We start from the raw sequence: 14497 nt of genomic DNA on the forward strand, positions 1-14497 counted from the left end.
AAGCACCTTCTGGAAAAGCCGAATAATCTAAGCTGATTTTTTAGGCATTCCATCTATGCGGTTCCCGCTTTTGCCGCGCGCCTAGCTGGGATAGCTTGGGCTTCATGAGCAGCACTCCTCGATTCATCCACCTTCGTGTTCACACAGAATATTCCCTGCTGGAAGGGGCCGTGCGGCTCAAAAAGCTGCCTGGCCTGTGTGAAAAGGCCGATATGCCCGCCGTCGCCGTTACTGACACCAATTCGATGTTCTCGGCGTTGGAGTTTTCCGTGACCGCCAGCGGGGCCGGCGTGCAGCCGATCATGGGCTGTCAGGTCGATCTGACCTACCTGCAAGCGCAGCCGGGGGAAAAGCCCAAAGCTCCCGCGCCGCTGGTGCTACTGGCGCAGTCTGAGGTGGGGTATGAGAACCTGATGAAGCTGAGTTCCTGCCTTTATGTGGACAAGGGCGGGCAGTTGCCGCAGGTCACGTTGGAGGAGTTGGCGGATCGCTCGGACGGCTTGATCTGCTTGACCGGCGGGCCGGACGGGCCGGTGGGGATGCTGCTGCAACAGGGCCAGCGCCCGGCGGCGGAGGCTCTGGTGGATCGGCTGGCAGCAATGTTCCCGGATCGGCTGTATATCGAATTGCAGCGCCATCCGGGCGAGGGTGGCCAGCCCGAAGCCGAACGCCTGACCGAGCGCGGCCATGTCGAGATGGCCTATGCCAAGAACCTGCCGCTGGTCGCCACCAATGACGTCTATTTCCCGACCACCGACATGTATGAGGCGCATGACGCGCTGATCTGTATCGCCGAGGGCGCCTATGTCGACCAACAGGACGGCCGCCGCCGCCTGACCGCGCAGCATTATTTCAAGTCGCAGCAGGAAATGGTGACGCTGTTCGCCGATCTGCCCGAGGCGATTGATAACACGGTCGAAATCGCCAAGCGATGCGCGTTCATGGCCTATCGCCGCGATCCGATCCTGCCGAAATTTGCCGATGATGAGGTGGCTGAGCTGCGCCGAATCGCCAATGAGGGCCTTCAGAAACGTCTGGCCGTGATCCCTCATGCGGTGAGCGCGGAAGAATATCAGGAACGGCTGGATTTTGAGCTTGGCATTATCGAAGGGATGGGCTTTCCCGGCTACTTCCTGATCGTTGCCGACTTTATCCAATGGGCCAAGGATCACGACATTCCGGTTGGGCCGGGGCGGGGCTCGGGTGCGGGCTCCTTGGTGGCCTATGCGCTGACGATCACCGACCTTGATCCGTTGCGGTATTCGCTGCTGTTCGAGCGGTTTCTGAACCCCGAGCGGGTCTCGATGCCCGACTTCGATATCGACTTCTGCATGGATCGCCGCGAAGAGGTGATCCGCTATGTTCAACAGAAATATGGCCGCGACAAGGTGGGGCAGATCATCACCTTTGGTGCGCTGCTATCCAAGGCCGCTGTGCGTGATATCGGGCGGGTGCTGCAGATGCCCTACGGGCAGGTGGACCGCCTGTCCAAGATGATCCCGGTCGAGGGCGTAAAGCCTGTTTCCATCGAAAAGGCTCTGAAAGACGAACCCCGCCTGCGCGAAGAGGCGCGGAACGAAGAGGTGGTGGACCGGCTTCTGACCTATGGCCAACAGGTCGAGGGGCTGTTGCGTAACGCTTCGACCCACGCGGCGGGGGTGGTGATTGGCGACCGGCCTCTGGACGCGCTGGTGCCGCTGTATCAGGATCCGCGATCCGACATGCCTGCGACCCAGTTCAACATGAAATGGGTGGAACAGGCCGGGCTGGTTAAGTTCGACTTTCTGGGCCTGAAGACGCTGACCGTGATTCAGAACGCGATGGATATCATCTTCAAGTCCGGGCGGCCTTTGCACATCGCGGCGGATGGCACGGAACTCTATGAACCCGCCGATGGGGCCGAGAACCAGATCAATGCCATCCCGCTGGACGACGAGGCGACGTATAAGCTCTATTCCGCCGCCAAGACGGTGGCGGTGTTCCAGGTGGAATCCTCGGGCATGATGGATGCGCTCAAGCGCATGAAGCCGACCTGTATCGAGGATATTGTCGCCCTTGTGGCGCTGTATCGTCCCGGCCCGATGGAGAACATACCGACCTATTGCGAGGTCAAGAACGGGTTGCGGAAAATTGAATCCGTGCATCCGCTGATCGACCATATCCTTGAGGAAACACAGGGCATCATCGTTTACCAGGAACAGGTGATGCAGATCGCTCAGGTCATGGCTGGGTACTCCCTTGGTGGTGCCGACCTGCTGCGCCGCGCGATGGGTAAGAAGATCAAAGAGGCGATGGATGCCGAACGCCCCAAATTCGAAAAGGGCGCGGGTGAAAACGGCGTGGATGCCAAGAAAGCCAGCGAGGTTTTCGACCTGCTGGAGAAATTCGCCAATTACGGCTTCAACAAATCTCACGCGGCGGCTTATGCGGTGGTCAGCTACCAGACCGGCTGGTTGAAGGCGAACCACCCGGTCGAGTTCATGGCCGGTGTCATGAACTGCGATATCCACCTGACCGACAAGTTGGCCGTCTATTTCGAAGAGGTCCGCAAAGGGCTTGAGTTGCCCTATGTGCCGCCCTGCGTGAACCGATCTCAAGCGACCTTCGATGTGGTGAACGGAGAGCTTGTCTATGCGCTGGGCGCCTTGAAAAACGTGGGCGTTGAGGCGATGAACCTGGTGGTCGATGGTCGCGCGGAAAAGCCCTTTGTGAACCTGTTCGATTTCGCCCGCCGGGTTGATCTGAAAAAGGTCGGCAAACGCCCGTTGGAAATGATGGCGCGGGCGGGCGCGTTCGATCAGTTGGACAAGAACCGCCGCCGTGTGTTCGAAAGCCTTGATCCGCTGGTGCAGTATTCGGCGGCGATCCACGAACAGAAGAACTCGAACCAAGTGTCGCTGTTTGGTGAGGCGGGCGATGACCTGCCCGAACCGCGCCTGTCGCCCACGCCCGATTGGTTGCCCGCAGAACGGCTGAGCGAGGAATTCAAGGCCATCGGCTTTTACCTCTCGGGCCATCCGCTGGACGACTATATGCCTGCGCTGAAACGCAAGCAGGTCATGACGCTGGACGAGGTGACGGAAAAGGCACGTTCGGGTCCGTTCATCGCCAAGATGGCCGGTGTTGTTGCCGGTCGGCAGGAGCGGAAATCGGCGCGCGGCAACCGGTTTGCCTTTGCGCAGCTTTCGGACCCCAGCGGTGCGTATGAGGTCACGCTGTTCTCGGAAACGCTGGAGAAATCGCGCGAGTATCTAGAAACCGGCGCGCAAGTTGTACTAACCGCCGAGGCCACAATGGAAGCTGATCAGCTGAAACTGCTTGGCCGCTCTGTCGGCCCGGTGGATACGGTCGTGGCCGAGGCGGGTGCGACCGGCCTGCGCATCTTTGTGGACGAGGAACAGGCCCTGCCTACCGTGGCCAAAGTGCTAGAGGACGCGGTTGGCGCGGCCAAAAACGCCGTGCGCGGGCCTATCCAATTGCTGCTGATGGCGCCCGGATTGCCCGGCGAGGTCGAGATGGATCTGGGCCAGAACTTCCCCATCAATCCGCAAATTAAAGGCGCGATCAAATCGCTGGAAGGCGTGATGTCGGTCGAGGAGTTCTGACCCCGCCTTTTGTTGCCAGACACAGTCCCTCGGGCTAGGCTGACTTCGGTCGGTTTCGGGCCAAAGGAGGATTTGACATGGTGATTTTAGGTCTCGGGTTCAGAACTGTTGCGCTTGCTGCTTTGGCGTCGTTGGCATTTGCCTCGGCAGGGGTGGCTGATGACAAGAAGAAAAAGCAGACAATCGAAGGTGCGCTCATCGGGGCCGGTGTTGGGGCGTTGGTCGGAGACGGCAAGGGCGCAGCAATCGGCGGCGTAGCTGGTGCGATCATCGGGCATAATTGGAAATGAGAGCCATGATGAACACCTCCGGACTGATCCTAAGCGCCGTGCTCTTAATAACGCCAACTTTCGCTGCGGCGGATGAGGCGGCTGAACAGATGGTGCAGGATGCATTGCCAGTGATGCACTATACCTGCGCGTCGATTGCCGAAGAGGCAGACGGAGACGAAGCCTTTGTCGTAGAGGTCGTCGGGAAAATGACGGCCCTGTCGCTATATAACCGTCAGATCAATATCGAAGATCACGCAACTACCGATGAGGAAAAGGCCCAATTGCGTGAAGCCTTCATAGCGGCGCTTTCCGAAGGCTGCGCTGCGGACAAGAACGCTCTTTTGGGAGGTGTGGTCGACAATGCGGTGAAAACGACGCTGGGGTTATAAGCAGTCAGTAATGCGGCGGGCGTTCGTCTCCGAACACGACCCCACCTGATCCTTCCTGCGCCCGTTCAGCCTCGCGCTGCAACAGCATCTCGACGCGCCGGGTCAGGCGATCGATCTCGCTCTGTTGGGTTGTGACGACCGTGTTCAGCTCTTCAACCGTGCGGGTCAGGTGGGCGATCTGCTCTTCCAGATGCTGCATGGGGCTCTCCTTTGGGCGTGGTCATAGCGGCGCTTTGACCTCAACACCAGTGAAAGCGCGCCTTGCCCCGATGCGGGCCATGGGATAGACCGCGCGCGGAACATGAACCGCAAGGACGCCCCACATGGCCAAGCCCAAGAAACAGCCCCGCCCCAAGGCCGTCACGCCGAAAGGGTTCCGCGACTATTTCGGCCAGGAAGTCTGGCAGCGCACCGAGATGCTGCGGACGATTGCGGATGTCTATCATCGGTACGGGTTTGACGCTCTGGAAAGCAGCGCGGTTGAGACGGTCGAGGCGTTGGGCAAGTTCCTGCCCGATGTGGATCGCCCGAACGAGGGTGTGTTTGCGTGGCAGGAGTTTGACGACGGCGGGAACGGCGACTGGATGGCCCTGCGCTATGACCTGACCGCGCCGCTGGCCCGTGTCTACGCGCAGCACCGCAACGACCTGCCGACGCCTTACCGCCGCTATGCGATGGGTCCGGTCTGGCGCAATGAAAAGCCGGGGCCGGGGCGGTATCGTCAGTTTTATCAATGCGATGCGGATACGGTGGGCACAGCCTCGATGGCTGCCGACGCCGAGATTTGCGCGATGCTGTCGGACACGTTGGAGACCGTGGGCATCCCCCGCGGCGACTATCTGGTGCGGGTGAATAACCGCAAAGTTCTGAACGGCGTGCTCGAGGCGATGGGTCTGGGCGAAGATGCCGCCGCCCGCGACAATGTTCTGCGCACCATCGACAAGTTCGACAAAGTAGGTGAGGCCGGTGTGCGTGAGCTGCTGACCAAAGGCCGACTGGATGCATCGGGCGCGTTTATCGACGGTGTTGGTCTGAGCGACGATCAGGCCGAGCCAGTGATTGCATTCCTGACCTCAAAGGCTGCAGATACCGCCGGAACGCTGGCCAACCTGCGTGCTGCTGTGGGCGACAGCAAGATCGGCGCGGATGGGATTGCCGAATTGGAACAGATCGGCGCTCTGCTTGATGCGGGCGGCTATGGCTCGGACCGGATCGAGATTGACCCGTCGGTCGTTCGGGGCCTCGGGTACTATACCGGCCCGGTTTATGAGGCCGAGCTGACTTTTGAGATTTTCGACGAGAAAGGCCGTAAGCGGCAATTCGGATCGGTCTCCGGCGGCGGGCGCTATGACGATCTAGTCAAGCGCTTCACCGGGCAGGAAGTTCCTGCGACTGGCGTGTCCATTGGAGTTGACCGGTTGCTGGCCGCCCTGCGCGAAAAGGGCCGGATTGCCGCGCAGGCGACTGGTCCCGTGGTTGTAACCGTGATGGACCGCGACCGCATGGCCGATTATCAGGCGATGGTGGCCGAGCTGCGCAATGCAGGCATCCGGGCCGAAGTCTATCTGGGCAACCCCAAGAACTTTGGCAATCAGCTGAAATATGCGGACAAGCGGAACTCGCCCATCGCGGTGATCGAAGGGGGCGATGAAAAAGCCAATGGGATCGTGCAGATCAAGGACCTGATCCTTGGGGCCAAGATCGCCGAAAGCGCCACGCTTGAGGAATGGAAAGAACGCCCCAGCCAGTTCGAAGTTCCGCGCGGCGATCTGGTCGCCAAGGTGCGCGAAATTCTGGACAGTCAGGACTGACCCATGCCCAACCGTTCCCAGATACAGACCCGCGCCGCGATGATGCGCGTGAGGTTCGAGACAGCGGGCGCGCAGGTCGTGGACCCGCCACTGCTGCAACCGGCCGACACGCTGCTGGACCTCTATGGTGAAGATATCCGCGCGCGTGCCTATGTGACATCAGACGCGCTGCGGGGCGAGCAGATGCTGCGCCCGGACTTCACCCTGCCCGTGGTGCAGATGCACATGTCCGACGGGGCCGAGCCTGCCCGATACACCTATTCAGGCGAGGTATTCCGCCGTCAGGAGCATGACCCTGATCGCTCGAATGAATACATTCAGGTCGGCTACGAAGTGTTCGACCGCAACGATCCTGCAGGCGCGGATGCTGAGGTGTTTTCGCTGTTCGCGCTGCAATTGCGCGGGCTGCCTCTGCGCGCCGCGACCGGGGATATCGGCATCCTGACTGCCGCTGTCGAGGGCCTTAAGACCACAGACCGGCGCAAGGCGGCGCTGATGCGGCACTTGTGGCGGCCTCGTCGCTTCCGGGTGCTGCTGGACCGCTTTGCCGGTCGCAAACCGGGACCTGAAGGGCGCGACAGCCTGTTGGATGCGGAAAATCCCCTGGATCCGGGCATCCCAATGATCGGCAAGCGCCGTGCCTCCGAGATCGAAGCGCGGATCGCTGCCTTGCGCGAAGATCGCGACACACCGCCCATCTCCGACAACGAACTGGTTGGGCTGGAAACCTTGCTGAACGTGCGTGAGACCATGCCCTTTGCGTTGGAACAGCTGCGCGACGTGGCGGTGGACCTGCCGCAGATCACTCCGGCGCTGGACCGGCTTGAAGCGCGGATTGCCTCACTGCAGGCCCGTGGCGTGGATGTGGAACGTCTGGATTTCGAGGCCGCCTATGGCCGCACCTCGATGGAATATTATGACGGGTTTGTCTTTGGCTTCTATGCCGAAGGCCGCCCTGATCTGCCCCCAATCGCAACCGGAGGGCGCTATGACGCGCTGACGCGGCAGTTGGGGAATGGGGCCGAAATTCCGGCGGTGGGCGGTGTCATCCGCCCCGACCTGATGCTTGAGATCGAGGAGGACGCGCGATGAGCCTGAAACTGGGCGTGCCCTCGAAGGGCCGGTTGATGGACAAGACCTTTGGTTGGTTCGAAAAGCGCGGCATCACTCTGTCGCGCAGCGGATCGGACCGGGAATATGCGGGTAAGGTCGAGGGCATCGACGGGGTCTCTCTGATCCTGCTGTCTGCTGGGGAAATCCCGCGCGAACTGGCCGCCGGGCGCATTCATCTGGGTGTCACCGGCATTGATCTGGTGCATGAAAAGCTGCCCCGCTGGGAACAACAGGTTGAGGAGATCTCGCAGCTTGGGTTCGGTAAGGCCGACCTGATCATCGCGACACCTGCTTGCTGGGTTGATGTAGACACGCTGGATGATCTGGACGCGGCGGCAGCGGCGTTTCGCAAGACCCACGGGCATCGGCTGCGGATTGCCACTAAATACCACCGGTTGGTGCGCGAGTTTCTGACCGATGCGGGAGTTGCCGATTACACTCTGGTCGATAGCCAGGGCGCGACCGAGGGAACGGTGATGAATGAGACCGCCGAGGCGATTGCCGATATCACATCTACCGGCGAGACGCTGCGGGCGAACCATCTTGAAATCCTGACCGACGGGCTGATCCTGCAATCGCAGGCAACACTGTGGCGCAGCCGGGTGGCGAAATGTGACCCCGAGACAAAGGCCACGCTGAACGCATTGCTGGATCGTCTGCGCTAAAGCACGCCGATTTCGGCCAGCGCGCGATTCAGATCGTCGGGCAAGGCATCATCCTGTTCTCGCCCTTCCGGCAGGTCGGCGGGGGTGTCCTCGGGTTTGAGATAGCGCCAGCCCTGGAATGGGCGTTTGAGCGCGGTCTGGGTGCGATGGACCTGCGGGTCCAGCACGATGGCGCAGCGGCGGATGCCGTCCTCTCCCCGGACCTCATCCAGACGCAGGATGCGCTGACGACATTGGATCACGCCCTTGATCACCCAATAGATAGATCCGCCGTTCAAAATCTCGGCCTCACGCTTTGGCCACATGCGGGTGACATGGCGCGGGCAGCCGTCCTCGTAAAGCGGCCGACGACTGTCCTGCCACGCCATCAGCGTATCAACGCTTTCCGATCCGACGGACAGTTTGATGAGGTTTACGTACTTATCCACAGCTTTCCCACAGAGTCGTCCCAAGGTCCACCTTTATATTGTAGCTCGCTATGCGGCGTCATCAAGGTGTTGTGGTTTGGATGTGAATTGCGGTAATCTGGATACCTCTTTCAAAACAGGGAATCACCAATGAGCCGCTTTGCCGCCCCCATCGCCGAGCAGATCTGGGACATGAAATACCGCTTTAAAGAAGCGGATGGCACGCCCATCGACCAGACGGTCGAGGATAGCTGGCGACGCATAGCCCGCGATCTGGCGCGGGTCGAGGATGACGCGGCCCATTGGGAGGATAAGTTCTATGAGGCGCTGGAAGATTTCAAATATCTGCCCGCTGGTCGCATCACTGCGGGTGCAGGTACAGCGCGTCAGGTGACCCTGTTCAATTGTTTCGTCATGGGCACCGTGCCAGACAGCATGGGCGGTATCTTCGATATGCTGAAAGAGGCCGCGCTGACAATGCAGCAGGGTGGGGGGATCGGTTACGATTTCTCGACCATCCGCCCGCGGGGGGCGGATGTAAAAGGCGTGGCGGCGGATGCTTCTGGACCTTTGTCGTTCATGGATGTGTGGGACGCGATGTGCCGGACGATCATGTCCGCAGGCTCGCGTCGTGGGGCGATGATGGCGACCATGCGCTGCGATCACCCTGATATCGAACAGTTCATCACCGCGAAATCTGACCCGGCCCGCCTGCGCATGTTCAACATGTCGGTTCTGGTGACGGATCCGTTCATGGAGGCCGTCAAGGCCGATGGCCCGTGGGAACTGGTCTTTGGTGACAAGGTTTATCACACAGTTCAGGCACGCGATCTGTGGAACAAGATCATGCAGGCCACCTATGACTATGCCGAGCCGGGTGTGATCTTCATCGACCGCATCAATAAGGCCAACAACCTGAGCTATGTGGAAACCATCGCCGCGACGAACCCGTGTGGCGAGCAGCCCTTGCCGCCTTATGGTGCGTGCCTGTTGGGTTCGATCAATCTGGCGCGACTGGTGGCGGACCCGTTCGTGGATACGGCGCATCTGGATGAGGCCGCCTTGCAAGAGCTGGTCGCTACGGCTGTGCGCATGATGGACAATGTTGTGGACGCGTCGAAATTCCCGCTGGCCGAGCAGGAAGCCGAAGCACAGGACAAGCGCCGGATTGGCTTGGGCGTGACAGGGCTGGCGGACGCGCTTTTGATGCTGGGCCTGCGCTATGGGTCCGACGAAGCGGCGCGTCAGACCGAGCGCTGGTTGCATGCGATCGCCCGCGCCGCCTATCTGGCCTCGGTCGATTTGGCGAAGGAGAAGGGTGCGTTCCCGCTGTTTGACGCCGAAAAATACCTGGCCAGCGGCAACATGCAGCAAATGGATGAAGACGTTCGTGACGCGATCCGCGAACATGGCATCCGCAACGCGCTGCTGACCTCAATTGCGCCGACTGGGACGATTTCGCTCTATGCAGGGAACGTGTCTTCGGGGATCGAGCCGGTCTTTGCCTACGCCTACACGCGCAAGGTATTGCAAAAGGATGGCTCGCGCACCGAGGAAGAAGTAGTAGATTATGCCGTGCAGATGTGGCGCGACAAATTCGGCGATGTAGCTTTGCCCGATTATTTTGTGAACGCGCAGACGCTTTCCCCGTCTGACCACGTTAAGATGCAGGCCGCCGCGCAGAAATGGATCGACAGCTCGATCTCGAAAACCATCAACTGCCCCGAGGACATCAGCTTTGACGCCTTCAAAGACGTCTATATGCAGGCCTGGGATCAGGGCTGCAAAGGTTGCACGACCTATCGCCCGAATGACGTGACCGGCTCGGTCCTGACAGTGTCCGAAAGCGCCGACAAAGCCCCCGGCGAAAGCGCCGATGCCCCGCATCAGGTGGATGGCGGCGAGGTTGTCTATATGTCCGAACCACTGGACCGCCCGCAATCGCTGGAGGGATCGACTTACAAGTTGAAATGGCCCGATAGCGAACACGCGATCTATCTGACCATCAACGATATCGTCATTGGTGGTCGTCGCCGTCCGTTTGAGGTGTTCATCAACTCGAAGAACATGGAGCATTACGCCTGGACGCTGGCGCTTACGCGGATGATCTCGGCCGTGTTCCGTCGTGGAGGAGATGTGTCCTTTGTGGTCGAAGAGCTGAAAGCCGTCTTTGATCCACGCGGCGGCGCGTGGGTTAAAGGCAAGTACATCCCTTCGATACTTGCTGCGATTGGCGGCGTGATCGAGCAGCACCTGATCAATATCGGTTTCCTTGAAGGCGAGGGCATGGGGCTGAAATCAGATCCGCAGGCGCAGGTCGTCAATATGGATGCTCCGCGTGGCAAAGCGTGCCCGTCCTGCGGGCAGTTCGACATGGCAATGATCGAAGGCTGCATGACCTGCCGCAGTTGCGGCCACTCTAAGTGCGGATAAAATTTAGACTGCTGTGGAACTGCGAAAATCAGCGTCTGTTTGCAATCTAACCAGCTAAAACTGCAACTTTGATCGTCAAAACTTTGCCACTGCATTTGAGGCAGTGGCAATTTCAACGAAATCGGGTTGTTTTGTGGAGTATCTGCGCCTTGGCGCGCGCTCCGCACAAAGCTGGCGTGCGCAAAGACGCATTTTATGCGCCGGTTTGGGTTTCGTCCGCGCGCGAAGGGGTGGACGGGCCGGTATCCAGATATGACTTTCTTGCTTCGTCCGACCTAACGGCTGGTTAGCCTTGGGTTCGTGAAAGCGGGGAAACTTTGCACCCAATGCACACCGCGCACAGTCTAACCGACCTTAATGTCATCGCGCAGGCAGCTCGCCGTAAATTGGGTGCCGCGATGTTGCCTTTGGACATGGTAGACCGTGAGTTGCAATAGCTGCAAGTCACAGGTGCCACACCTTTGACGCGGGATTTGTTCGCCGTATATCCCAACCGCCGCCTATTGCCAGCGCGGGTCAGGAAGCTGATTGATTTCGTTACACCGGGCTGAACCTACCAATTGATTGCGACGCCGTCGCGAAAGAACCCACCGGTCGGGCCATATTTCGACAAGGTCGCAGCCCAGACAACACCTTTTGCGCCCTCGGAAACCGGCCGTCCACCGCCACCCATATCTGTGGCGACCCAACCGGGGCAAACGGCGTTGACGAGAATGCCATGAGGTTTCAATGCGGCTGCGGTCTTGACGGTCAGCGCGTTCAGAGCCGCTTTGGACACGCCATAGCCGGGCGTTCCGGCGGACATGCTGGTCAGCGATCCCGCACCAGAGGACACGTTGACGATCCGGGCATCTGTTCCTCGTTTTAACAGTGGTACCGCCGCAATCGTGGTATCCCAAGGGCCGAAAAGGTTCGTATCAAACGCTTGACGCACCCGGTCAAGATCGGCGAGGTGGACCTCTTGGTCGGTGTCATAGTCCACGCCCGCATTGTTCACCAAGACATCAAGGCGGCCGTAGACCGATTCAACCATCAAGAAGAAGGCAGCCGCGACAGAGTCCGGACTAGAGACATCCAGTTGCAAGGCTTCCGCCCCATATCCGATTTCATCCGCAGCAGCTTGCCCTTTTGCCAGATCGCGTGCACCGATCAGAACCTTCATCCCATGGTCATGGGCCAATTGCCGTGAGACTTCTTTGCCGATACCGCGATTGGCGCCGGTCACGAGTGCGATGCGCTGGCTGGTCATGGTCCTTCCTTCAATTCGCTTCAGCGGCGCGCTGGCCGGCAAGAGCCACAAGCCCACGGTCACCAGATTCCCAGATTGCAGTCATGGTCATTGATGTGACAACCCAGCGATCGTCTGATTTCTCAAGCTCATAGTCATAGCGACCACCCAGCACCCACAAGGCGTCATCAAGACGATGGGTTGCGGTGAAATCCGCCTGTGCCGTGGCGGATATATCGGACAGGGAGGTGACGGTGTGATTGGTCACCATATGGTGCGTCGCGTCGAAACCGGGCAGAAACGCGGACCAGCCCGCCACAAGCGCGTCGGCGGGTTGCGTGACCGCGTCTCCGCCCCAGAGGCTGGTGTAATCCGTCGTGACGGTATCGGCAAACGCGCCGCGTACACGGGTCCAGTCGTGGCGGTCAGCGCCTGCCGCGATGTCGGTAATAGCGGTCGAGATATCGGCCTGTTGTTCAGCAAACACTGCGGTTCCGATCATGGAGACGGCCGCAAGGGTCGATGTGAGTTTTCTACGCATGAGGATACTCCGAATAGTTGAGGGTGGACGCCGAACGATTGCTCGGCGTCCCGACAGGTCTTAGTTGCTTGTACTGGCGCGGAAGTGGTCAGCGACGGTGTCGGCTGCGCGGGTGACATCCTCGGGATTGTCGTAGAAGTCGAACTGCGTCACATCCTCCAGCCATTGCGCGGTCGCCTCGCCTGCGAAATCGGCAAGGAAGGTCTGAACGCCTTGCGGAATCGCCGCGCTTTCCGAGTGCACAATGGCCAGCGGTTTATCCAAACGCTGGGGATTGTCGGCGGGATGATAGGTCAGCCAGCCTTCCCAGCCCGCATTGTTCCACTTGTCGTCATATTCCGGGATCGCGCCACGGTCGGCCTCATAGTAGTATCCGCCGATTGGCATCAGCACGCCCTCGGCACCCTCTGGGCCTGCGGCAGGAATGATCTGGCCGCCAGCGGCCTCGGCGGCATGGGACACTTCAATCAGCCCTGCGACACCTTCTGCACCGCCATAAACCGCCTCAACGATCTGGGCGTTCTGCAACCAAGGTGCAACCAGACCCAGCCGCTGAACCAGCGGATTGCCAGAGACTGCATCGACCATGTACCCGGCCGAGGCGCAGATCCCCAGGCCGTTGATGTGATCGGCGTCCACCTCGGGCAGGGTCGCGACGAATGCGATCGCTGCTTTAATGTCCGATGTCTTCGCCTCTGGGCTTTCGACAAAGCGCACGTTGTTCGGCAGATCACCCGATTTGCCCCAGCCGCGGAAATCAAAGGTGAAGGCAGCAAAGCCGCGCTCGGCCATCTCGCGGGCATAGTTCGCAGGCATTTGTTCCTGAACCGAGGTCCAGGCCCCGGTTACGACTACTGTGGGCAGCGGTTCAGATCCACGCTCTTCCGGCAGGTACAGCGTGCCGGACAGGGTAGCGCCTTCGTTCTCGAACGTGACTGTGCGGGTTTCTACCTGAGCAACGGCGGCTGTTGATGCCATCAGCGCTGCGGCAGTTGTCAGAGTGAGTGTCTTCATAGCGGTATCTCCCAAAATCTGTCTGGATGGGCTCAAGCCCGATGACATATGAGATAGGCCGCCGGTGGCAGGGAAACTTGCACCGGACTGCCGCGTTTTTGAAAGATTCTGCTTTATACAGCATTCGCCGCACGGAACGCGCGCGGGGTCTGCCCTACCACCTGTTTGAAACTGCGCGTGAAATGGGCCTGATCCGAAAACCCACAGGCCAAAGCGATATCCCCCAGTGGGCGCGCGGGGTCTTCGATCATCTTCATCGCCTGTTCGACCCGGTAGGCCATAACATATTGCATGGGGGTCGAGCCCAGCGTTTCTTTGAAAACCCGCGCGAAATGCGAAGGGCTCATGCCCGCCTCAGACGCCAATTGATCGACGGTGATCGTTTGGTCCAAACGATCCTGTACATAGGATAGCACCCGTTGATAGTGCTGCGAGGTAAAGCGCGAGGACAGCTCAACCTCTTCGGCGCGGCGTTTGCCGTATTTCTGCAGCAGTTTGACCAGAAAAACCCGGCTCATGGCTTCGAACATCACCGCCGAGGACATGTCGTCGGTCGCAAGCGCGTCGCGCAGGATGACGCCCGCAGCACAAAGGTCAGGATCAGAAAACTGCGGCTGGTCGTGAAACTGCTCCGGTGCCAGAAGCATACCGAGTTCAGACTGCGCAAAGCGCTGGACCTTGTCCGGATGCAAAGTAATCACGATCACGTCGGACTGCCCGTACCACCGCCACCCCGACCGCATGCCTGCCGGGGTCACGATGACCTCGTCCTTGCAAAAGGTGAAATCCCGCAGCGTGCCGTCCCGCCAGTTTTGAACACGATGCCCCTTTTCCTGCAGATTCAGAAGGACGTGGTGTTCTGCAAAAACTTCCTCCGGCATCCGATCAGGTTCGGCCCGAAAATACCGCACTGACATCAAACCAGCCGCCGAAGGGCGCTGCATCGCATCACTGTTCAGCAGCGGTTCTGAAGGGTAGATATCAGCGTATCTTAGGGACAAGGACGGCTCCGGCTGGCA

General features: G+C 59.7%; 13 protein-coding genes. 7 read left to right on the plus strand and 6 right to left on the minus strand.

Features of this window, described 5'->3' with window-relative positions; translation table 11 throughout:
• Positions 1-104 precede the first annotated feature (104 nt).
• From dnaE to ABWV79_RS17255, 3 genes are all read left to right on the plus strand, one after another.
• On the plus strand, positions 105-3605 hold the full coding sequence (gene dnaE / locus ABWV79_RS17245) for a DNA polymerase III subunit alpha (RefSeq protein WP_353393488.1): 3501 nt from the start codon (positions 105-107) through the stop codon (positions 3603-3605).
• Positions 3606-3682: 77 nt separating this feature from the next.
• A complete protein-coding gene (locus ABWV79_RS17250) occupies positions 3683-3895 on the plus strand; it encodes a YMGG-like glycine zipper-containing protein (RefSeq protein WP_353393490.1) in 213 nt (70 codons plus the stop codon).
• Positions 3896-3900: 5 nt separating this feature from the next.
• On the plus strand, positions 3901-4266 hold the full coding sequence (locus ABWV79_RS17255; protein ID WP_170753497.1) for a YmgD family protein: 366 nt from the start codon (positions 3901-3903) through the stop codon (positions 4264-4266).
• Between the two features lie 4 nt (positions 4267-4270).
• Here ABWV79_RS17255 and ABWV79_RS17260 read toward each other — a convergent pair whose 3' ends face one another.
• Positions 4271-4465, minus strand: a complete 195-nt coding sequence (locus tag ABWV79_RS17260; protein WP_170352274.1) for a SlyX family protein — start codon at positions 4463-4465, stop codon at positions 4271-4273.
• Positions 4466-4589: 124 nt separating this feature from the next.
• Between ABWV79_RS17260 and hisS the strand changes: the two genes are divergently transcribed.
• The 3 genes from hisS to hisG are packed head-to-tail and all read left to right on the plus strand — an operon-like array spanning position 4590 to position 7855.
• The gene (gene hisS, locus ABWV79_RS17265; RefSeq protein WP_353393493.1) at positions 4590-6077 is read left to right on the plus strand and encodes a histidine--tRNA ligase; all 1488 of its coding nucleotides are present in this window, start codon (positions 4590-4592) and stop codon (positions 6075-6077) included.
• A 3-nt stretch (positions 6078-6080) separates the two neighbouring features.
• Positions 6081-7169 (plus strand): ATP phosphoribosyltransferase regulatory subunit, encoded by a 1089-nt coding sequence (locus ABWV79_RS17270; RefSeq protein ID WP_353393495.1) that lies wholly within the window; start codon positions 6081-6083, stop codon positions 7167-7169.
• Entirely contained in the window at positions 7166-7855 is a 690-nt protein-coding gene (hisG, locus tag ABWV79_RS17275) for an ATP phosphoribosyltransferase (protein WP_353393497.1), read from the plus strand. The genes ABWV79_RS17270 and hisG overlap by 4 nt, the downstream gene beginning before the upstream one ends.
• On the opposite strand, the gene ABWV79_RS17280 is transcribed toward hisG, so the two are convergent.
• Entirely contained in the window at positions 7852-8283 is a 432-nt protein-coding gene (locus ABWV79_RS17280; protein ID WP_353393499.1) for a DUF1489 family protein, read from the minus strand. The genes hisG and ABWV79_RS17280 overlap by 4 nt on opposite strands.
• 129 nt (positions 8284-8412) lie before the next feature.
• On the opposite strand from ABWV79_RS17280, the gene ABWV79_RS17285 reads away from it, so the two are divergent.
• Positions 8413-10695 (plus strand): adenosylcobalamin-dependent ribonucleoside-diphosphate reductase, encoded by a 2283-nt coding sequence (locus ABWV79_RS17285; RefSeq protein WP_353393501.1) that lies wholly within the window; start codon positions 8413-8415, stop codon positions 10693-10695.
• A gap of 553 nt (positions 10696-11248) precedes the next feature.
• Here the strand turns inward: ABWV79_RS17285 and ABWV79_RS17290 are convergent.
• From ABWV79_RS17290 to ABWV79_RS17305, 4 genes are all read right to left on the minus strand, one after another.
• Complete coding sequence (locus tag ABWV79_RS17290) at positions 11249-11944, minus strand: SDR family NAD(P)-dependent oxidoreductase (protein ID WP_353393503.1); 696 nt, start codon at positions 11942-11944, stop codon at positions 11249-11251.
• Between the two features lie 10 nt (positions 11945-11954).
• Entirely contained in the window at positions 11955-12464 is a 510-nt protein-coding gene (locus tag ABWV79_RS17295; RefSeq protein ID WP_353393505.1) for a nuclear transport factor 2 family protein, read from the minus strand.
• Positions 12465-12524: 60 nt separating this feature from the next.
• Positions 12525-13478, minus strand: a complete 954-nt coding sequence (locus ABWV79_RS17300; RefSeq protein ID WP_353393507.1) for an alpha/beta hydrolase — start codon at positions 13476-13478, stop codon at positions 12525-12527.
• A gap of 113 nt (positions 13479-13591) precedes the next feature.
• Positions 13592-14479 (minus strand): AraC family transcriptional regulator, encoded by an 888-nt coding sequence (locus ABWV79_RS17305; RefSeq protein WP_353393509.1) that lies wholly within the window; start codon positions 14477-14479, stop codon positions 13592-13594.
• Positions 14480-14497: the final 18 nt, after the last annotated feature.

Origin of the sequence: Ruegeria sp. HU-ET01832, from assembly GCF_040371315.1 — a bacterium.
Lineage (GTDB): Bacteria > Pseudomonadota > Alphaproteobacteria > Rhodobacterales > Rhodobacteraceae > Ruegeria > Ruegeria lacuscaerulensis_A.